Source organism: Pseudofrankia coriaricola (assembly GCF_001854805.1).
Lineage (GTDB): Bacteria > Actinomycetota > Actinomycetes > Frankiales > Frankiaceae > Pseudofrankia.
The window spans coordinates 1-19,929 of sequence record NZ_MBLO01000204.1 but is presented as its reverse complement, the minus strand read 5'-3'; the positions used below and the strand labels follow the sequence as shown (position 1 = coordinate 19,929).

Sequence of the window (19,929 nt, the reverse complement as noted above, 5' to 3'; positions counted from 1 at the left end):
GGCGATCCAGGTCGGCCCGTGCCCGACGGCCCGGAACCCCGTGGCGGATATCGGCTTGCTCGCCTCACCGGGCCGGCCAATGGCCAATACAGCCTGCCCCGGCCTGGACCGTCAAAACGGCGGCCTCCTGCCCGGGGAGCGAAAACAGGCGCCGTCTCGCGGCATTGAACACAGGTGTGGCCTGAACGGGAAAAAAATTCGTTTGGGCGGGCCGGTCAGGACGTTTGGCGGCGGCGACTGGTCCGTCTTCTCGGCGATTCCGTGGTGGACGATCACGCCGGGCTCCGCCGCGTTCAGGATCTGACCGTGGAAGTTGTCGGCACGGTTTCATGATCTGGTGTGATTTTGGGAGCCGGGCTCCGACGATTCCACCAGATCATGAACGGCTCGTGGGCTCGTGGGCTCGGGGCCAAGCCGCGCGAACGCGGCGCGGTGCGGACATCCGGCCGGTCGCGCCGAACCAGGGCATAGCGAGAACGGGCTGGAGCCTTGGGCGCTCCGGCCGGTCCCTACGGCTTGCGGAAAGGAGCCCGGACCGTGCGCCCGAGAGCGGGGAGACGCGCGGCGACGCCCTTGGCCGCGGTGGCCGCGCGGGAGGCCACCGAAGGCCCCGTGGCCTCCTCGGGCGCGAGGCCGAGCTCGGTGTAGGCGGCGGTGGCGATGTCGGCGAGGGCGTGGCGCTCGCCGAGGGTGGCACCGACGACGCCGACCGCGGGGAGGCTGCCGAGCGCGCGATGCCAGAGGCGGCCCTCGGCACGCTGGCCGACGAGGCGGTGCACGGTCCACAACTCGCGAGCCGCGCGGTAGACGGCCACCGGGATCTGCTGAGCCACCAGCCTCCAGGTCGCGTACTCCTCTGCCACCTCGTCGGGGCTCTCAGCCTCGGGGTTTTCGGCCGCGTCCCCGGGGGTCTCGGCCTTGGGGCCAACGGCCACGTCGCCGGGGACCTCGGTCTTGGAGCTCTCGGCCCCAGGGCCGCCAGCCACGGCCTCGGGGCTTTCGACCACGTCCTCGGGGAGCTCCACGTCCTCAAGGAGCTCAGCCTTGGGGCCAACGGCCGCGCCCAGACCCACGCCCGCACCCGTGACGGCCCCGGTGTCGCCGGGACCGCCGTCTTCGGCCGGGCCGCCCTTGCCGCCGTCGTACCGGGCGCCGGCTGTGGCGCCGCCGTCGGCGGTGTCGTGGGCCGGGTCGGGCGCCGACGGCATCCAGCCGGCGGGCAGGTCCTCACGCAGCATCAGGACGGCGACCAGCCGGACCTGCTCGCGCTCGTCCGTGACGTCGCAGAGCTGCGCCAGCGACAGCACCAGCAGCCCCTGCACGGTGCCGGCGAGCACCTCGCGGATCGGCTGCGTGAACCGGCCGCCGATCCCGGGCAGCGCGGCCAGCGGAACGAGCTCGTTGCGCCAGTGCCGCACGATCCGGTCCGCCTGGGCGCGCCGGTCGTCATCGGCGGTGGTGGTCACGCTGACGGCCGTTGCCGCCACCGGCCGGGCCACGCGGACGAAGCGCAGCAGCGTGTCGGCCTCGCGCTTGCGCACGGTGTCTCCCATCCCGCCCGGAGGGCGGCCTTGGCCGTCTGGGCCGGCGGCGGCTCCGCCGGGCTGGCCGCCCGTGCGCTCGCCTGTCCGTGTCCACGGCGTGGCGGGCCCTGGATCCCAGGTCCAGAGAACCACATCGTGGCCAAATGACGGGAACCGGCGAGGTTGTCCGCCGAGCGAGATTTCTGATCTTGTCGAAGTGGGGGCCGGAGCTGGCGGCGCCCTTGATGCGGGAGGTGCCCCGGCGCTCTGCTGACCGGTAGCGAGGTTGTTGGCCGTGGGGAGGCGTGGCGCGGGTCCGGTGATGGGTGTGGCGCGTTGGGTGGGCGGCCTGTCCCTGGCTGGGCGCCGTGAGTGACAATGAACGGGTGATACGGGTTCGTGCCGTTGTGTCCGCGTGGATGCGGGTGCGCCCGTCAGCGCGCCGCCCGGCCAGGCGGGGCGACGCCGGGTCGATCATGATGCTGACGCTGGGCTACCTGATGGTCGCGTCGATGCTGGCGATCGTGGTCACCGACGTCTCGGCGGTGTACCTGGCCCGCCGTTCGGTCGCGTCGGCGGCGGACGGGGCGGCGTTGGCCGCGGCGCAACGGATCGACGAGAACGCCGTCTACACCGCCACCGGGCAGCTCGACCGGCTGCCGCTGGCGGACGTGCTGACCGCCGTCGCCGACTACCAGGACCGTGCCGACCCCAGCGGGGCGACCGTGCTGACCGGGTCGGTCGTCGACGGGGACACCGTCGAGGTCCAGGGCAGCCGGGTCGTCGACCTGCCTCTCGTCGGCTTTCTCGGTATCGGCCCGGTGACGGTCCACGCTGCGGCGGACGCTCAGACCGTCGTGCGCCAGCAGCCCTGACGGCGCCGCCAGGGCGCGGCCGGCATGCGCCGGGCTCCCGCTCTCGTGCGCGCCGGGTTTCGCCCCCGGCCAGTCGGCCGGGGGAGGGGCTCAGACCCAGGCGGCGGTCGCGGCGACCAGGTCGTCGAGGGCGTGCCCGGTGCGCTGCTCGGCGAGGCTGGAGACGTCGCGGACCAGCCGGGCGACCCACTCGGCGGGCCGGTCGGCGGCCAGCGCCACGGCGGCCGCCGCGTGCTCCGCGGCTTCGAAGTGGTCTGGGCGGTCACCGCTGACCGACGCTCGGGCCTGCGCCATCAGGACCGACACGATCATGCCGGTCTGCCCGCTGTCCTTGATGAGCGCGTACGCCTTCTCCAGGTATGGCCGGGCGTCCTCGGCGGCGCCGACCGTGGTCAGCGCCTCGGCCGAGGCGAGTGCCAGGTCGGCGGGGGAGTAGGTCTCGATCGCGAACCCCGGCCGGCCGTAGGCGTTGTCGTCGAGGTGCTCCATCGTGCGCCAGGCACGGGCGACCGCGTCGCGCACGCCGGCCAGGTCGCCCGCCGCGGCGTAGGCCCCGGCGACGACCTTGCCGGCGATCATCGCGCGGGCGGGGCTGTGCCCGGCGATCCGGGCGGCGGCGCCGGCGATCTGCAGCGAGACGGCCGGGCTGTGCTGGCGCACCAGCCGGGCCCGCAGGGCGAGCGCCCGCGCCGCGAGCGGGCCGTCACCGGCGGCCCTGGCGAGGCTCGCGGCCCGGTCCGAACGCGCGGCGGCGTCGGAGTGCATGCCCCGGTCGTAGTCGGTCCCCGCGGACACCATCGTGACGGCGGCGTGCAGCCGCATCCAGTCCAGCGCGTCCCGTCCGCGCAGCCGGCGCTGGCGGGGAATGGTGCGGGTGGTGTTCTCCAACGGGCGCATCGAGGACGCGGTGGTGGTCAGGTCGGACGTCTCATAGCTGCTGATCGCCTGGCTGAGGGCCGCGGAGCAGGCCTGGTGCAGGTCGGTGGTGCTGCGCAACGGTTCAAGGTTGGGCTGGAGCTCGAAGCTCACCGCGACCACCGCCGAGGCCCCGAACGCGCGTAGCAGGAAACGTCTGTCGACGACGTACGGCACGGCGACGACCTCCGTGATCCGCTTCCGGCCGGTGTTGGCTGTGCGCCTCTGGCCGCGCGCGGCCTCGCCATGGTCGCGCGGTCCTCGGCGTTGTCGGGACGGCCGCCAGCAGCGGACGAGGGAAGGAGGAACAGAGCCCCGGCCGTCGCCGCGGGAGCCCGTAGAGCCGGCAGACCGCGATGTGATCGCATCTTGAAGTACCTCACGGCGTAGCGGGGGACCTTAGATTCAAGATAGCGTTCGATCCAAGGGCCGAGCTCGCTCCCGGCACGACAGTGGTGTGGCCTGTGTCTCGACTGAAGAAGCGATGTGGGCACTCGCCCAATAGCATTACGCGACACGCCGACAATGTTTCTGGGAAGTGTCGTCGCGCAATTGCATGTTACGGCGCTGGGTCGGGCGGGCCAGGCTTGTTCGCCGGCCGCCGCCTCCTGGGCTTACGCGCGGTCCGCTATGCCGTCCCACGGCGTCGGCCACCGGTGGCGCGCGCTTCGCGGGATGGCGTCCCTATGTGTGATCCCGCCGCCCCGCGAGTCGATGATCGCGACGGTCACGGGAGGCCGGCGCGGGGCTGGGGAGCGGCTGGTCCGCACGGCCGGCGGGCGCAGCTGGCGGCCGTGCAGGCGACGAGCGGCGTGCGGCGCGCGATCACTACCGCGTCAGGGATGCATGGCCGCCGGTAAGGTTGAGGACATGGCCGCCGACTTCGCTGAGGAGCTCAAGAACCTCGACGCGACCCTGACCGGTATCGAGACTGTGTTGGACGTCGAGGGGTTGCGCCGGCGCGCCGAGGAGCTGGAGCGGGAAGCCGCCGACCCGGACCTCTGGAGCGACCAGGACCGGGCGCAGGCGGTCACCCGCAGGCTGTCGTCGGTGCGGGGTGACGTCAGCCGCGTCGAGGGGCTGCGCCGCAGGCTGGACGACCTCATCGCCGCCTTCGACCTCGGTGACGACGACCTGATGGCGGAGGCCGCCGACCAGCTGCCCGCGATGTCGAAGGACATCTCGGCTCTGGAGGTCCGCACCCTGCTGTCCGGCGAGTTCGACGAGCGGGACGCGATCGTCCAGCTGTCCGCGGGCGCGGGCGGGGTCGACGCCGCCGACTGGACGGCGATGCTGCTGCGGATGTACACGCGCTGGGCCGAGCGGCACGGCTACACCACCGAGGTGTACGACTCGTCCGAGGCTGAGGAGGCCGGGCTCAAGTCGGCCACCTTCCTGATCAAGGCGCCGTACGCGTACGGGACTCTGCGCAGCGAGCACGGGGTGCACCGGCTGGTTCGCATCAGCCCGTTCGACAACCAGAACCGCCGGCAGACGTCCTTCGCCGGGGTGGAGATCACTCCGGTCGTCGAGCAGTCCGACCACGTCGACATCGACGACAAGGACCTTCGGATCGATATTTTCCGGTCATCCGGCCCTGGTGGGCAGGGCGTCAACACGACCGACTCGGCCGTGCGCATCACCCACCTGCCGACGAATATCGTCGTCACCTGCCAGAACGAGCGCAGCCAGTTGCAGAACAAGGCGGCCGCGATGGTCGTTCTGCAGGCAAAACTGCTGGAACGGCGCCGGGCCGAGGAAGCGGCCGAGAAACAGCGGCTGACCGGTGGCCCGCAGGATGTTTCGTTCGGCTCGCAGATCCGTAACTATGTTCTGCACCCATACCAGATGGTCAAGGACCTGCGGACCGACGTGGAGACGTCCAACACCGGCGCGGTGCTGGACGGCGAGATAGACGAGTTCATCGACGCCGAGGTGCGCTGGCGGCGCTCGGCCGAGTCGAGTGCCAACTAGCGAACGCCGCCCGACTCTCGATGCGCACCCGGCCGCCCGGCTCACCAGGACGACGTCGTCCGCCCGCCGGGCGTCCGCACGGGTCGTGGTCGTGGTCCTGGTCGGCGGCGCGCCGCCCGCCGGGGCGACGGGCGGCCGACCTGCGGGCCGAGCAGGTGCGGCTGCTGGAACTGCTGGCCGGGCTCGGCGACGCGGCGGACCTTCCCGACACGGCCGATCCCCCACCTGGCGCCGAGTTCGCGGAGCTGGGCGGTCTAGAGGGCCAAAGGAGGTGCGAAAATGCTCCTCCTTCGCACCTCCGGAGGCTCCCGTCCCCAGGAGCACCGGTGGAGTTCTCGGACCTGGCCGAGCTGCTGGAGCTGGCCGATACCGCCGAGCCCACCGCGACCTCCCAGATCGCTGACCTCCCGGATCACGACGTCCCGGATCAGCTTCGCGGATCCGGCAGGGACCCCGTCCGTCGATCCGACAGGGACCCTGTCGCCGATCCGGCAGGAACCCCGACCCCGCCAGTTGACTAGCGCGGGTCTGGACCTGGCGTGGACGCTGAAAGTGGCCGCGCCGGCGGCCGAATGGCGGGAAGGTGACCTGACGGGTGAAGCCGAGTGTGGAGACAGACGGCGCGGGCGTCGGCTGGGTGGCGCTGGTCGGCGGCGGGCCGGGCGCCCCGGATCTGATCACCGTCCGGGGCCTGAACCTCCTGCGCCGGGCGGACGTCGTGGTCGTCGACCGGCTGGCGCCCCGCGAGCTGCTCGCCGGCCTTCGCCCCGAGGTGGAGGTCGTCGACGCGGGCAAGGGGCCGCACGGTCACAATCTCGCCCAGGACGAGATCAACGAGCTGCTGGTCGAGCGGGCGCTGCGCGGCCTCCGCGTCGTCCGGCTCAAGGGTGGCGATCCGTTCCTGTTCGGCCGAGGCGGCGAGGAAGCGCTCGCCTGCGCGGCCGCCGGGGTGCCCTGCGAGGTGGTGCCCGGTGTGACCAGCGCGGTCGCGGTGCCGGCGCTTACCGGCATCCCGGTCACGCATCGCGGCGTGACCCAGGACCTCGCCGTCGTCTCCGGGCATGTCGACCCCTCCCACCCCGGATCGACGTCCAACTGGGACGCTCTCGCCTCCGGGCCGGGAACGGTGGTCGTCCTCATGGGCGTCGGGGCCTTGGCGGAGATCAGCAGAGAGCTGGTCAAGCGAGGCCGCCCCGCGTCGACTCCCGTCGCCGTCATCCACGCCGGCGCCACCACCCGCCAACAGGTCGTGACCGGCACCCTCGCCGACATCGCCGCGGCGGTGACCGCCGCGGGCCTGCGATCCCCGGCCGTCATCGTCATCGGCGAGGTCGTCACCCTACGCGACGGGATCGGCGCCTACCGAATCCCGGACTGACCCGGCCGACGGACGCCAGGACCCGGCCAGGGCCGGGGGCTGTGCGTGTACGGGGAAGAACCGGCCGTGGCTAGCGCAGGGAGATGATGCGGTCGTCGTCCTTGGCGGGCTGGCCGCGGCCGTCGGTGTTGCTGGTGGTGACCCAGAGGGTGCCGTCGGGGGCGGTGACGACCGTGCGCAGGCGGCCGTAGGCGCCGAGGCGCAGCGCCGCGGGCGCGCCGGTCGCCGGCGCCCCGCTCGCGGGCGCGCCCACGTCGCCCCGGGCCGCGGACGGCGCTGGGGCGGTGCCCTGGCCGAGCCCGGGGCGCAGGTCGATCGCCCAGATCCGCTCGCCGCGCAGCGCGGCGGCATAGAGGACGCCGCCGGAGATCGCCGCCCCGCTCGGTGAGGACTCGTCTGTCGGCCAGGTGACCACCGGGTTGGTGAAACGTCCGTCGTCGGTGTCGTCGACACCCTCGACGACCGGCCAGCCGTAGTTCGCGCCCGGCCGGATCAGGTTGATCTCATCCCAGGTGTTCTGGCCGAACTCGGTGGCCCACAGGCGGCCGGCGCTGTCCCAGGCCAGTCCCTGCACGTTGCGGTGGCCGAGGCTGTACACCGGCGAGCCGGGGAACGGGTTGTCCGGCGGGACCGATCCGTCCGGGCGCATCCGGAGGATCTTTCCGTTGAGGCTGGCAGGGTTCTGTGCGCGCGAACGGTCCGTGGCGTCCCCGACGCCGGCGTAGAGCATCCCGTCCGGGCCGAAGGCGATCCGGCCGCCGTCATGGAACTGGGCGGCGGCGAGGCCGGTGAGGATCGGCGTGACCTGGCCGATCCTGGGTGTCGCGCCCTTGTCGGTGCCGTCCAGGGTGAACCGGACGATCCGGTTGTCGGCGCGTGTCGTGAAGTAGGCGTAGATGAGGTGGTCGGTCGCGTAGGCCGGCGAGACCGCGAGGCCCAGCAGGCCGCTCTCGCCGACGTGGTACACGCCGGGCAATGTGCCGATCTCCACCGGCGTGTCGTAGCCGCCCTTGCCGCCGCTGTCGTCGGCCGGCATGAGCAGGACCTTGCCGCTGTCGCGTTCGCTGAGGATCGCGTCGCCATCCGGGAGGAACGCCAGCCCCCACGGTGAGCGCAGCCCGGTCGCTATCACCCGGTCGGCCCGCGAGTCGTCACCCGGCTGGCCGGCGGTCGCGTCGCCTGGCCTTGCCGGTGCCGCGGCCGTCGACGAGGCGCCGCCAGGCGTCTCAGCTCCGACGCCGTCGCGCCCGTCGCTGGAGCACGCGACCAGAGCGGCGGTCAGGACTGCCGCGACGACGGCCAGAGATGTCCACGGCTGGCCAGATGTCCTCAGGAACCGTCGGTCCCGACCGGGTGCCATGGTGCCAGGATCCACCTTGGTCGGGCTCGGGGGTGGGCGTCGTCGACGTCAGGATTCCAACGAGCGGGGTCTTGTATCCGACTTACTGGACCTGATGCGCGGCGAGCAGCGCCAGCGCGGTCAGGATGAGCAGCAGCACGGCGAGCAGCTGGGGGGACAGCGTGAACCCGCCGGACTGGTGGTGGAGCTCGGCGCGGGCGGCCCGGCACGTCGGGCAGCGGCCTTCGGCCACGGGGCTCGCGCACCGCGCGCAGACCAGGTCGTCACAGCACATAGCCGCCGTCCCTTCTCCCGTCCGCGGGGGCGGGCACCGCCCCACGATGCGTTCTTCCCGGATCCGCGGGTGGCTACCAGGCCGCGAGGGACTCTTCGCCACCCTGGTCCCCGCCATGATCCTTCGGACCACACTGTCGGACGCTGTCTGTTCACCGTACGCCCGCTCACCGGTCACGACCATCCAGTCACTTACAGTGCTGAGAGTAGTTCGGACGGTGATGCATTGGGATGGCCGTAGCGGCGGCGGTTCGCGTGCCGCCGCGCTGGCCGCGCGGAAGGGGCTCGGGATGATCCGGCTCGACGCGGTGACGATGACCTACCCGGCGGGTACCCAGCCGGCCCTGCGTGACCTCACCCTACGGATCGACGAGGGGGAGTTCGTCTATCTCGTCGGCCCATCCGGCTCGGGCAAGTCGACCCTGCTGCGGCTGCTGCTGCGCGAGGAACGGGCCACCAGCGGGCTGGTGACCCTCGACGGGGTGGATCTCGCGGCGATCCCCGCCCGGCGTGTGCCGCTGCTGCGCCGCGCCGTCGGCTGCGTGTTCCAGGACTTCCGGCTGCTGCCCGACCGCACCGTCGCCGGCAACGTGGCCTTCGCCCTCGACGTCGTCGGCCGGCCGCGGCACGTCGTCCGCGCGGTCGTGCCCGAGGTGCTGGGACTCGTCGGCCTGGCAGGCAAGGAGAACCGCTATCCCGACGAGCTGTCCGGCGGCGAGCAGCAGCGGGTCGCGATCGCGCGGGCGTTCGTCGGCCGGCCGCGCGTGCTGCTCGCCGACGAGCCGACCGGCAACCTCGACCCGGCCACCAGTGAGGGAATCATGCGACTGTTGGACGCCGTCAACCGGACCGGGACGACGGTGGTGATGGCGACGCACAACGCCGGGCTGGTCGACGCGCGCCGCCGCCGGGTGATCGAGCTCGCGGACGGCGCCTGCGTCCGCGACGAGCACGGCGGCGCCTACGAGGCGGATGACGCGGGTGGCACCGCCGCGACACCGGGACAGACGCCGGGACGAGCGACCGCGACGGCCGCCCGGGTCAGGACGGATGAGGACGCGGGCGACCGCGCGGGCGCTCCCGCCGGCGCCGGCGGCGGGGTGGACTAGGTGCGAATCGGGCCGCTGCTCGCGATTCTCGGCGCCGGCCTGCGGCGCAACCTGGCGGTGACGTCCGCCGTGGTCATCACCGCGGCCGTGTGCCTGGGCATGCTGGGCGCGGGGCTGCTCCTGCGCGCCGAGGTCCACACCATTGACGGCTACCTGGTCGATCAGCTCGAGGTCGTCGTCGACCTCGCCGACGACATCACCCCGGCCCAGCGGGCCACGCTGGTCGACGACCTGAAGGCCGACCCCGCGGTGCTGACCGTCCGCTATGAGGACAAACAGCAGGTCTACGAGCGGTTCAAGCGGGACTTCCGGTCCTCGCCCGACGTCGCCGCCGGGGTGAGGCCGACCGACCTGCCGGCGGCGCTGCGGCTGCGGCTCGTCGACCCGCGCGCCGGCGACCAGATCGTCCTCGGCTACACCGGCCGCGACGGCGTCGAGGCGGTGCGCGACCAGCGGGCCCTGCTGCGGCCGCTCTACCGGGTGCTGGACGGGTTCAGCATCGCCGCGTTCGCGCTCGCCGCCGTGCAGGCGGCCGCGTCCGGCGCGCTGATCTACACGATGATCCGCGTCTCGGCGCACGCCCGGCGCCGGGAGACGGCGATCATGCGACTCGTCGGCGCGACGAACGCGACGATCCGGGCACCGTTCGTGCTGGAGTGCGCCCTGTCGGGACTGACGGGCGGAATGGTGGCCGCGGCCGCGCTGGTTATATGTAAAGCGTTCCTGGTCGACGGGCACTTCGCGCACCAGACGACGTTCCCGCTGTTCGGCTGGGACGCGGTGTGGGTGTCCGGCGGCGCCGTCGTGGCACTCGGCGCGCTCGCCGCCGCCGCGATGGGCAGCCTCGCGCTGCACCGCCACCTGCGGGCTTGACGAGCCCGCCGGGCAGCCGCGAGGCGACCTGGCGCCGCCGTCGTCCGAACGATCACGAGAAGCTCCGCGGCGCCCGAAGCGGCGGGCGTGGCGGTACCCTCGTGACCTTGGGGTGCTGGCCGCGCGGGGTTGAGCGCGGTCTCGCGGACGCGAGACAGAAGACGACAGACGACGCAAGACGGAAGACGGTTGAGGGAAGACGGTGCCGAAGGAGACCGGTCGCAAGACGATCGCGCAGAACCGGCGTGCCCGGCATGAGTACGACATCCTCGACACCTACGAGGCCGGCGTGGTGCTGACTGGCACCGAGGTCAAGTCGCTGCGGCTGGGGCGTGCGTCGCTCGTCGACGGGTTCGCGCAGGTCGAGCACGGTGAGGTCTGGCTGCACAACGTCCACATCCCGGAGTACGTCGAGGGGACGTGGACGAACCACACGCCACGGCGCAAGCGCAAGCTGCTCCTGCACCGCGATGAGATCGAGAAGCTCGTCGGCAAGACCAAGGAGGGCGGCCTGACCCTCGTGCCGCTCGCCCTCTACTGGAAGGACGGCCGGGCGAAGATCGAGGTCGCACTCGCCCGTGGCCGCAAGAACTATGACAAGCGCACCGCACTCGCGGAGAAGGACGCGAAGCGCGAGATGGCCCGCATCATGGGCCGCCAGGCGAAGGGCCGCCACAGCTGAGCCAGCGACCGTCTCCGCGTCGCCGGCCGCCTAGCAGGGCAGCCGGCGGGGGTCCCGGGTCCGGCGCCGAGCGCCGCCGGCTGGCCCACACCGAGTGGCTCGTTCCACCGGCCTTCGACGGGTCCACGGACGCCCAGGACGAGGGACCCGGCTACGACGCGCAACGCGCCGAGCCGAGGGGCGGGCCAGCGGACGGGGAAGCCGCCGCGCCGTCCGGCCCCTCCGGCCTCTCCGGGCCGTCCAGCCCTTCTGGGTCCTCCAGCCCCGCTGGGCCCGAATGGCTGGACGAGCTGACCTCGGCGCGGGGCGCGCGGCTACTCGCGCGGGCGGCCGTGGCGCTCGAGGCCGGCGACGAGCTCGGGGCCGGCGCCCGGCTGCGCGCCGAGGGGGTGCAGCCCGGACTGGTCGCCGCCGCGTTCACCCAGGCGGAGCTGCGCCGGCGGGCGGGCGGCGCGTTCACCCGCGCGGCCGAGATGCTGTTCACCAGGGCAGGACTGGAGCAGTCGACGGCCGAGGCGGCGGCCCGCCACCGTGCCGCCCGGTTCGCCGGGCTGGGCCGCGTCGCCGACCTGTGTACCGGCATCGGCGGGGACCTGCTCGCGCTGGCCGGCGCCGGTCACCCGCTCCTCGCCGTCGACCGCGACCCGCTGCACCTGCGTATCGCCGTCCACAACGCGCGCGTCTACGTGCCGGACGCGGACATCGACGCGCGCGGCGCGGATGTCCGGGACGTGGACCTGGCGGGCCTCGATGCGGTGTTCGTCGACCCGGCGCGCCGCGCGGACGGCCGGCGGTTCGCCGCCGGCACCAGCGAACCGCCGCTGCCCTGGTGTTTCGCGCTGGCGGAGCGGGTGCCCGCCGTCGCGGTGAAGGCGGCGCCGGGGCTGCCGACGGCGCTCGTCCCACCCGGCTGGGAGATCGAGTTCGTCGCTGACGGCCGCGACCTGAAGGAGGCGGTGCTGTTCTCTCCCGCCCTGGCCGGCGGGACGCCGCGGCGCGCCACCGTCCTGCTCGACGACGTTCAGCTCGACGACGTTCAGCTCGACGCCGTCCGGCCCGACGACGCCGGCCCGTGGGGCTGCGACGGCCCGACGGCGGCGGGAGGGCCGCCGGAGACCTCGCCGGAGACCTCGCCGGAGACCTCGCCGGAGACCTCGCCCGAGATGGGGGGCCGCCTCCTGGGCGCCGTGGCCGCGACACTCGCCGGAGTGCCGGACGAGGACGGCGTGGGTGCGCGTCAGGTCGGGGAACCCGGCGCCTACCTGTACGACCCGAGCCCGGCCGTCACCAGGGCCGGGCTCGTCGGAGAGCTCGCCCGCCGGCTCGGCGCCTGGCAGGTCGACCCGATGATCGCCTTCCTCACGTCCGACCAGGCGGTCCCGACGCCGTTCGCCCGGCTGCTGCGGGTCGAGGCCAGCCTGCCCTTCGACGTCCGCCGGCTCACCGCCCTGCTGCGCGGCATGGGGATCGGCGCGCTCGACCTGCGCCGCCGGGGCCTCGCGGGCGACGTCGACACCCTGCGACGCCGGCTGCTTCCCGCCCGTCGGGACCTGGTCGCGGGCGGTCCGGCTGTCACCCTCGTCATGACGCGTCACCACAACCGTCCCTGGGCCTTCGTCTGTACCGCCCCAGCGGCGCCAAGCGGCCCTGCCGCGCCGGGTGGTCCTGCCGCGCCCGGCGGCCGCGCGGCGGGGTGACGGAACAGACGTCGATCAGGCATGGTTGCGTTGGCAACAATGTAGTGGGGCCGCAGGTGAGGTCGGATGTGAGGGCGGCATCGCCGGCCCAGTGACCAGGCCCAGCGACCGGAGGCGGCGGAGACGATGGAGATCAAGGAACTCGGGCACGTGGTGCTCTACGTGCACAACATCGAAAGGTCCGCGTCGTTCTACAGGGACATCCTCGGATTCCGCCAGGTCTTTCCGGATCCCACCAATGACGGCCCGTTGCCGTTCCCGGCGGCGGGGTTCTCCTCCGGTCGGACCCACCACGAGCTGCTGCTGATCGAGGTCGGCGAGGATGCGGCGGAACTGCCGCGCGGCCGGCGCGTCGGCATGTACCACTTCGGGCTGAAGGTCGGCGACACCGACGACGAGCTGCGCGAGGTGCTCGCCCAGATCACCCAGGCCGGCGTCTCAATCGCGGGCGCCTCCGACCACACGGTGACGCACAGCCTGTACATCGTCGATCCGGACGGCAACGAGATCGAGCTCTACATCGACGTCCCCGGCGTCGACTGGAAGAACGACCCGACCCTGGTCGCGGCCCCGATCCGCCCGCTGCGCCTCTAGCGCCGCGACACCCAGCCCACGATCGTTCATGATCGCCACGGGCGTGCCGTCACGGTCGTGATCTGGCCGAATCCGCGACTGTGACGACACGGAGGTAGTGATCTACCGGTCGCGTGCTGGCGGGCGAACGTGGACGAGGGCGGCACCCGCGCCCGCCGCCGGCCAGTCCGCGGGCAGCCGGGCGACACTGTGACGAGGGCGCGGGGCGCCCTCGGATGTCGGACGGCACGCGCCCGACTGCCTGGTCGCGGTTGCGGTTGCGGTGTGCCTGGTGGGGGCTGGCGATGGTGCGGGGCGGGCGTGGCGGGCGGGCTGGCGGCCCGGACGCGCGCTGGCCGCGGGCCACGGCGGGTGCCCTGCTGTCCATGACGTTCGTGTCCGGACTGGTGGACGCGGTCGTGTTCCTGGCCGTCGGCCACCTGTTCGTCGCGATGGTCACCGGGAACATCATGTTCCTCGGCTTCACCCTCGCCGGGGCGCCCGGCCACTCGGCCGCGCTCCTCGCGACCGCGGTGGCCGGTTTCTTCGTCGGCGCTGTGATCGGCGCGCCGCCCCGCCGGTCACCGCCCCGCCGGTCACCGGCCCGGCGGTCACCGGCCTGGCGGTCACCGGCCTGGCACGGTCGCGGGGACGCGGCGAGACCGGGCACTCTGGGATCCGGCGCTCTGGGATCCGGCGCTCTGGGGCCAGGCGAGCTGGGGCCAGGCGAGCTGGGAACGGCCGCCGAGGTGGTCGCCTCCGGCGGGATCGGCGCCGGGACCGGCCCGCCGCGCGCCACGGTGGACGCCGCCTCCGGCGAGGACCCCGCCCCCCGCGAGGACGCGGCCGTGTGGGCCGCGCGGCGCCCGCTGGCGCTGACGGCCGCGGCCTACGCCGGCCTGCTCGTCATCAGCCTCGTGATCACCGTGGTCTTCGACGCCGAGAGGGGCCGGATGCGGTACGCGATGATCGCCGTCCTGGCACTGGCGATGGGCATGCAGAACGCGGCCGGGCGTCGCCTGGCGATGCCGGACATTCCGACCAACGTGCTGACGACCCAACTGACCATGATCGCGGCTGATGGCTGGCGCACCCGTGAGCTCGGCCGAAGCACCCGGCGGCGTGCCGCCGCCCCGGTCATGATGTTCAGCGGCGCGCTCGTCGGCGCGGCCACCTACCGGGCGGGCGGCGTGCCCGTGCCGCTCGCGCTGGCGTCCGCGCTCGCCGTCGTCGTCGCGCTGGAGGTCGCCACCGGCCGCGTCCGTCCGCCCTGAGAGCGGTGCCAGAACGCCCCACGCGGGCGGGCCCTCCCGCCTGGGCGGGAACAAGCTCCGCTGGCGGGCGTTGTACTGCTTGGCGGGAAACGAACTTGCCGGGTGGAGCAGCCGGGGGTATGTTTGATTGCCAGGGCCCGTTGGGCTCGTTGCTCCTCTTGAACTACACAGCACGGCATGACACACGGTCATCGTATTGCCGCGAGGCATGGGTGGGCGTGTGAGCCACCTTCGCCAGGGCGCGTCACTCGCCTCGGTGATCGTGGAACCTGAACCTGGGGGTGACCGGTTTCGACTTCGGACGCCACGCCAGGGGAAGCGGGCCGAGGATGAGCGGTTATCTCGCAAACGATCCGCTCAAAAGAATAGCTGCCAACAAGACGCAGCCTGTTACCTCCGCTTACGCCCTCGCGGCCTGACGGATATAGGTAACTGTCAGCCTGGGAGCTCCTCCGGCCCAGGACCTGGCATCGCTAGGAGGATCACCTCGCCACCCGGTCACGGGGTAGCGCGGAACATCAAACAGTGACTGGGCCCACACCGGCCTGCCTGCGGGACCGGTGGGGCCGAGAAATAAGTAGCAGGCTGCGCCCGGAGAAGCCCTGACGCGCCGCCGGAGGACGCGGGTTCGATTCCCGCCACCTCCACAAGCGTAAGCATGTTTGAACCCCCGTCACGCGAGTGGCGGGGGTTCTTGCTTTTTGGCCAGCATCTATGACGCAGACCGGCGCTTCAGGGGGCGCGTCGCCTGGCCTCGGCGCGCAGCGCCCATTCCCGGGCCGCCGCGACCACCAGCAGCATGGCCACCAGAGGCACACCGAAGAAGATGACGAGCCCGAACCCGATGTTGGCGCCGATCACTCCGGCGGTCGCGACGTGGTACCCGAAGCCGAGGATCACGCCGACTCCAACGAGCGGGCACATCACCTGCCACCGGCGCGGGTCGGCGGCGCCGCGGCGGCCCCCGTGTAGCAGGAGCGCCGCTGCGGCTGCCGCCAGGAGCAGAGCGACGACGCCGATGGTCGTCATCCGCCCGGCCGGGATGTCCAGCGGTCGGACGGCGTAGTCGAGTTCCGAGCGCGGGACGCCCGGGTAGTCGTCCTGTCCCAGCAGTCCCACGACCGCGACCGGTACGGCCGCGATCAGAAGGATGGCGGCCCAACCGTGGAAGGCTCGCGCAAGGGTGGAGGTTGGCGTCCGTGCCGGCGGCGAGGTGAGCATGAGAAGCCAGTCTTCCCATCGGTCCCCGGCATGGCCTGAGCGCGAATACTCAAATTCACTGGGTCGAACGTCGGCTTGCCCGGGCTAGTTGGCGCGGCTGGCGTGGTCGCGGATCGCCGCGGCCGCCACGGTGATGGCGGCGAGCAGGACGGGGTGGCCGATCCGCCGCCAGCCGCTGTCGACGAGCACCGTCGTGTCGTGGACGTGCACGACGAGGACCGCGGCCAGGACGGTGTAGCCCGCGAGCAGGGACGCCTGCCGCCATGGCAGCACCGGACCGACGAGGACCGCCGGTACCGCGACCGGCGCCAGGGTCTCCCACCGGTCACCGAACGCCGCGGTACAGGCCGCGGCGACCGCGACCGCGACGAACCCGGCCCGCAACAGCGCGCGGGCCATCGGAGGCGACATCTGACGGGGAGTCACCGGCCCGTTGCGGACGCTTCGGGGTCGGCAGTCGGCCCGGGAGCAGCGCCGGTGTGGATGCGCAGTCCCTTCAACGGCACGTCGACGGCTACCGGGTCGGCGCCAGCACCGCTGGCGGTAGGCAGTGGCAGCCCCTCCCGGCAAGGCCTGCCATCGGCGGTGTAGCGAATGGGCCGCGACAGCGCGTCCAGACCGAACCGGCGACGGTCTCTACGCAGATCCCACCAGACCACGATCGCTGGCGCGATGAACATGAAGCCGAGTAGTGGGACCACGAGCAGCACGCGGCCCCAGTCGAGTCCTGAATGCACAGACTTTTCTCCATGACGGTGTCCCTGGACGCGGTCCGCGACGGGCGGAGGGCGCCAGGCAAGGTGTATGTGAAGGCCACAGCTGCGTCGTCTCAAACGCGGCGGAAGAACGCCGGGCCCGTGGGCGATGAGGAAACGCACAGCGAGGAAGCGCTACCCCAGCGGCAGATCACCGGCAGCGTCTGGCAACGCCGCAACGCCGCTGTTGCGGACGTCGGGGGATAGCTGTCGGGGGATAGCTGGATGTCCGGCGGGTCAACCTGGAGGGCCAAGCCGGTCAGAAGACAACTGCCTGCCCTCGCCACCGGGCCACCCACAAAGTGGCGCCCGGTCAGGACCGGCCGGATTTCCGTGATCCTCCGGTCGCGCGATCAGCGAGCCGCAGCCAAGGGTCTTACTACGGCGTTACCCGCCTGGATGGTGGGCCACGGGCGCCGCACACACCGTTGCGCTTGTCCGGCCGGCGGCCGTGGCCGGGAGCCCGTCGCCACCAGACGAGACCCGGTATCACCAGCGCGAAGAGCACCGCCGCGACGGCCAGATCACCAGGATGATCGGGGGCCAGCTTCGCCGACAGCGCCATGCGGCCATCGACGCGAGGAACGACCACATGCGCGCGGGCCGGGGAACCTACGACCGAAGAAACGGCGGCCAGCGCCCGGTCCGACGTGGCCGCACCAGATCCACCGCTGCCGGCGCCAGCGCCCAACAGGCCGATCACCAGTAGTGCCACCGCCCAGACAGCGCCGAAGCTCCGACGCCGGATGGTGACCACGTGCCCAGGGTAAACCAGTACCCCAGCACGCGGGCACGGACTGATTCCGTCCGCATACCCGGCATGGGTGAGCCCAGCCACACGACGTCAAGCGGAACGCCGCGACGCGCCGCTCACCGCCACGCGTGCCGCCACCTGGCCGAAGGCTCCGCCCGATACACTTCGAGATCGTCTAATGACGCGAACGGCCCGCGCGGGCGCCCCTACGGCCGTTGTGCGGGCAGCGGTTGAAGTGAGGGCCAGCGGCTGAGAATGCGGTCGCGCATGGTCGCGGCGAGCCGTCCGAGTCCTACCAGCTCGCCGCCGTCAGCGGTCGACGGAACTCCGGTCCTGGACATCAGGCCCTGGTTCCCCGAGTTCGATCCTCGGGGAGAAGGCCGCCGGGCCGGATGGTCCCAGGCGATGCTTGCGGACTACTTCGCCAAGGGATGAAATTCTTCCGGGGCGAGTCGTTCAGATCGGTAAGGGTGCCCCGCTCGCCGAGGCCGCGCGCGCCGCGTTCCAGTGCCGCTCCAGCGAATGTTCACCCCGTCGCTGGCACCATCAAAGTCAAGATTAGTCAGACGTCGCCCGTCACCGGTGGCGCGTAACGTCTGACTGATCTTGAAAAGGCCGTTCCGAAACGCGCGAACGTTGCCAGACGCGGCTCTAGGGCCAACGGCTGCGCGAATCCTCCAGCCCGGCCCGGCTTCTCATCACGTCCGTTTGCGGTGGACGGCGGCTGGTTTGCCGGCTTTTCTGGCACGTGACCGGGAGCGCCGTGTCGTCAGGCCGGGGCTGGGTCGTCGTCCCAGCTGATGGTGAGAGTGCTACTGAAGCCGCCTTCTCCTTGGCCGACGATTTTCGGTTCGACGGGCTCTTGCCCCGCCGGCCAGACACGCACGGCGCGGTAGGGGTAGCCGTCCTGGCCAGGTGCCTCCCAGTCCAGCTCGACCTGCTGGCCAGGATGCAGACCGCGGTAGGCGGCAATCAGCAGGTGGCTGAAGTGGGTCCAGCAACCGCCGGGGGTCTCGGGTGAGTCGATGACTCCCCAACCCTCTTCGTGCGACCACTCTCGAACGGTGCCGCGCGTCGTCACGAGCAGATCATCCCACGACCACAGTGAGATCGTGGCAGCCGCGGTTGGCCTCTGTCAGTCGTCCAGAACCTGCATGACGAGGACGGAACCGGTGGGCCCGTTGTCTCCGGCCGCGAGCGGGGTCGCGCTCACACGCACCCTGACGGTGCGACCGCGCCTGTTCCGGGAAGGATGAGCGGTCGCGCCCCGACCAGTCGTCGCAGGTCCGCGATGTAGCTCATGGCCGTTGGTCCCTATCCGTCCCAGCGCCGCACTGACTGGTACCCGCTGCTCAATGACGTGATGATTCCGGCCCAGCGACCTCTTCCCCGTGAAACCGGTGCCGACGTACGAGCTGTTTATCTCCGCCGCACCGGGAGAATTCGTGCCACTGGCGTCGCGCCGCCGTGGGAACGGAGCGACCGCCGCGATCCCGCCGGTAGTTCCTCGAGCGGGAAGCGGGCAAAAGCTCCGGATAGGCGGTGTGTTTTGTAATCTTTCCAGGGCGCTGTCGGCGGCTCTTCCGATCGGACCGTAAAACCTCGGAACCGTACTCCTTCGACGCTCCCAACCATGCCTTCTTGGGAATCGAAAGCGCGCCAGCGGACAGACACTGACATCACAATCCGCGGCATTCATCTAGCCATCGAAGTGCGACAGGGAAGGCGCCGTTAACTCGCAGGCAACACGCCTGTTTTGCGCTGCCGCCACCCCGGGTTCCGGCGGTTATGTTGTCGCCAGCAGGCGAAGGAAACATCCAATGGGAAGGGTTCCGAATGACGAGGGTAATTGGGCGGCGTGTCGCCCTTTTGGCCGCATCGAGTCTCGTGTCCGTAGCCGTTGCCCTCGGCACGGGCACGACGGCCGCGCAGGCGGCGGTGCCGAAGCACGGTCCGAGCGTGACGAAGGAGAGGGAGTCCTTCACCCACACGAAGGTCGTCTGGTACGACACCAAGGACAAGAAGAAGCACTACGGGAACGGCGAAGCAGACGGTCCCGGCATCGACGACCCGAGTGCGGAGGAATCTGACGACGCCGCACTGGTTTCGTACCAGGACCCGAGCAAAGACAAGAAGGACCCCTACAAGAACGTCAAGAAGAAGAAGGACTCGGTCACCTGGGAGAAGGTCGTCTGGTACGACAAGGACAAGAAGAAGCACGACAAGAAGAAGCACGACAAGAAGGAGCACGACAAGAAGGAGCACGGGGAGTCGTACGACGGCTACGCGGATGACGCCGGTTCCGACGACGGCTACGCGGACGAGGGCGCGCTCGCCGCCCCGACCGCGCTCGCCGCCCCGGCTGGGGCCGTCGACCCGGCTGAGGCCACCGACCCGGCTGGGGCCGTTGACCCGGCTGAGGTTGCGGACCCGGCTGGGGCCGTCGACCCGGCTGGGGCCACCGACCCGGCTGGGGCCACCGACCCGGCTGGGGCCGTTGACCCGGCTGAGGCCACCGACCCGGTTGGGGCCGTCGACCCGGCTGGGGCCGTTGACCCGGCTGAGGTTGCGGACCCGGCTGGGGCCGTTGACCCGGCTGAGGCCACCGGCCCGGCTGGGGTCGTTGGCCCGGCCACGTTCGCCGAGGCCACCGGCCCGGCTGGGGTCGTTGGCCCGGCCACGTTCGCCGAGGC

At 71.9% G+C, this 19,929-nt stretch carries 19 protein-coding genes, 1 other RNA gene and 1 pseudogene; 13 read left to right on the top strand and 8 right to left on the bottom strand.

Annotated features, from left to right (window positions below):
* Positions 1-40 precede the first annotated feature (40 nt).
* The gene (locus BCD48_RS50780; RefSeq protein WP_131804087.1) at positions 41-304 is read left to right on the top strand and encodes a hypothetical protein; all 264 of its coding nucleotides are present in this window, start codon (positions 41-43) and stop codon (positions 302-304) included.
* A gap of 205 nt (positions 305-509) precedes the next feature.
* On the opposite strand, the gene BCD48_RS22215 is transcribed toward BCD48_RS50780, so the two are convergent.
* Positions 510-1,541, bottom strand: a complete 1,032-nt coding sequence (locus BCD48_RS22215; protein WP_071050358.1) for an ICP22 family protein — start codon at positions 1,539-1,541, stop codon at positions 510-512.
* 401 nt (positions 1,542-1,942) lie between these two features.
* On the opposite strand from BCD48_RS22215, the gene BCD48_RS22210 reads away from it, so the two are divergent.
* Positions 1,943-2,398 (top strand): pilus assembly protein TadG-related protein, encoded by a 456-nt coding sequence (locus BCD48_RS22210; protein ID WP_071050357.1) that lies wholly within the window; start codon positions 1,943-1,945, stop codon positions 2,396-2,398.
* Positions 2,399-2,488: 90 nt separating this feature from the next.
* Here the strand turns inward: BCD48_RS22210 and BCD48_RS22205 are convergent, their stop codons facing one another.
* A complete protein-coding gene (locus BCD48_RS22205) occupies positions 2,489-3,490 on the bottom strand; it encodes a hypothetical protein (RefSeq protein ID WP_071050323.1) in 1,002 nt (333 codons plus the stop codon).
* A gap of 693 nt (positions 3,491-4,183) precedes the next feature.
* Here BCD48_RS22205 and prfB point away from each other — a divergent pair.
* The 3 genes from prfB to cobA all read left to right on the top strand — a co-directional run bounded on the left by prfB (position 4,184) and on the right by cobA (position 6,665).
* Positions 4,184-5,287, top strand: a complete 1,104-nt coding sequence (gene prfB, locus BCD48_RS22200) for a peptide chain release factor 2 (protein WP_071050322.1) — start codon at positions 4,184-4,186, stop codon at positions 5,285-5,287.
* 326 nt (positions 5,288-5,613) lie between these two features.
* A complete protein-coding gene (locus BCD48_RS22195) occupies positions 5,614-5,808 on the top strand; it encodes a hypothetical protein (protein ID WP_071050321.1) in 195 nt (64 codons plus the stop codon).
* A gap of 74 nt (positions 5,809-5,882) precedes the next feature.
* On the top strand, positions 5,883-6,665 hold the full coding sequence (gene cobA, locus BCD48_RS22190; RefSeq protein ID WP_241841913.1) for a uroporphyrinogen-III C-methyltransferase: 783 nt from the start codon (positions 5,883-5,885) through the stop codon (positions 6,663-6,665).
* Between the two features lie 70 nt (positions 6,666-6,735).
* Here cobA and BCD48_RS22185 read toward each other — a convergent pair whose 3' ends face one another.
* Positions 6,736-8,025, bottom strand: a complete 1,290-nt coding sequence (locus BCD48_RS22185; protein ID WP_071050319.1) for a PQQ-dependent sugar dehydrogenase — start codon at positions 8,023-8,025, stop codon at positions 6,736-6,738.
* 82 nt (positions 8,026-8,107) lie between these two features.
* Positions 8,108-8,299, bottom strand: a complete 192-nt coding sequence (locus BCD48_RS22180) for a hypothetical protein (protein WP_071050318.1) — start codon at positions 8,297-8,299, stop codon at positions 8,108-8,110.
* Between the two features lie 289 nt (positions 8,300-8,588).
* Between BCD48_RS22180 and ftsE the strand changes: the two genes are divergently transcribed.
* From ftsE to ssrA, 7 genes are all read left to right on the top strand, one after another.
* Positions 8,589-9,407, top strand: coding sequence for a cell division ATP-binding protein FtsE (ftsE, locus tag BCD48_RS22175; RefSeq protein WP_241841912.1), 819 nt, complete (start codon positions 8,589-8,591; stop codon positions 9,405-9,407).
* Positions 9,408-10,280 (top strand): permease-like cell division protein FtsX, encoded by an 873-nt coding sequence (gene ftsX / locus BCD48_RS22170; RefSeq protein WP_071050317.1) that lies wholly within the window; start codon positions 9,408-9,410, stop codon positions 10,278-10,280.
* Positions 10,281-10,482: 202 nt separating this feature from the next.
* Positions 10,483-10,962: an SsrA-binding protein SmpB gene (smpB, locus tag BCD48_RS22165; RefSeq protein WP_071050316.1), complete on the top strand. Its 480-nt coding sequence runs from the start codon at positions 10,483-10,485 to the stop codon at positions 10,960-10,962.
* A gap of 332 nt (positions 10,963-11,294) precedes the next feature.
* Complete coding sequence (locus BCD48_RS22160) at positions 11,295-12,659, top strand: class I SAM-dependent methyltransferase (protein WP_071050315.1); 1,365 nt, start codon at positions 11,295-11,297, stop codon at positions 12,657-12,659.
* Between the two features lie 126 nt (positions 12,660-12,785).
* Positions 12,786-13,253 (top strand): VOC family protein, encoded by a 468-nt coding sequence (locus BCD48_RS22155; RefSeq protein WP_071050314.1) that lies wholly within the window; start codon positions 12,786-12,788, stop codon positions 13,251-13,253.
* Between the two features lie 215 nt (positions 13,254-13,468).
* Positions 13,469-14,506 (top strand): YoaK family protein, encoded by a 1,038-nt coding sequence (locus BCD48_RS22150; RefSeq protein ID WP_083419027.1) that lies wholly within the window; start codon positions 13,469-13,471, stop codon positions 14,504-14,506.
* Between the two features lie 277 nt (positions 14,507-14,783).
* Positions 14,784-15,156: a transfer-messenger RNA gene (ssrA, locus tag BCD48_RS22145) on the top strand.
* Between the two features lie 82 nt (positions 15,157-15,238).
* On the opposite strand, the gene BCD48_RS22140 is transcribed toward ssrA, so the two are convergent.
* The 4 genes from BCD48_RS22140 to BCD48_RS22120 all read right to left on the bottom strand — a co-directional run bounded on the left by BCD48_RS22140 (position 15,239) and on the right by BCD48_RS22120 (position 18,317).
* A complete protein-coding gene (locus tag BCD48_RS22140) occupies positions 15,239-15,625 on the bottom strand; it encodes a hypothetical protein (protein WP_241841911.1) in 387 nt (128 codons plus the stop codon).
* 186 nt (positions 15,626-15,811) lie between these two features.
* Positions 15,812-16,138, bottom strand: coding sequence for a hypothetical protein (locus tag BCD48_RS22135; protein ID WP_131804086.1), 327 nt, complete (start codon positions 16,136-16,138; stop codon positions 15,812-15,814).
* A gap of 11 nt (positions 16,139-16,149) precedes the next feature.
* On the bottom strand, positions 16,150-16,464 hold the full coding sequence (locus tag BCD48_RS22130) for a hypothetical protein (protein ID WP_131804085.1): 315 nt from the start codon (positions 16,462-16,464) through the stop codon (positions 16,150-16,152).
* 1,541 nt (positions 16,465-18,005) lie between these two features.
* Positions 18,006-18,317 carry a cold-shock protein gene (locus tag BCD48_RS22120; protein WP_071050308.1) on the bottom strand — a complete coding sequence of 104 codons (312 nt, stop codon included), beginning with the start codon at positions 18,315-18,317 and terminating at the stop codon, positions 18,006-18,008.
* Positions 18,318-19,123: 806 nt separating this feature from the next.
* Between BCD48_RS22120 and BCD48_RS52430 the strand changes: the two are divergent.
* Positions 19,124-19,929: pseudogene (locus tag BCD48_RS52430) on the top strand (hypothetical protein); the annotation flags it as partial.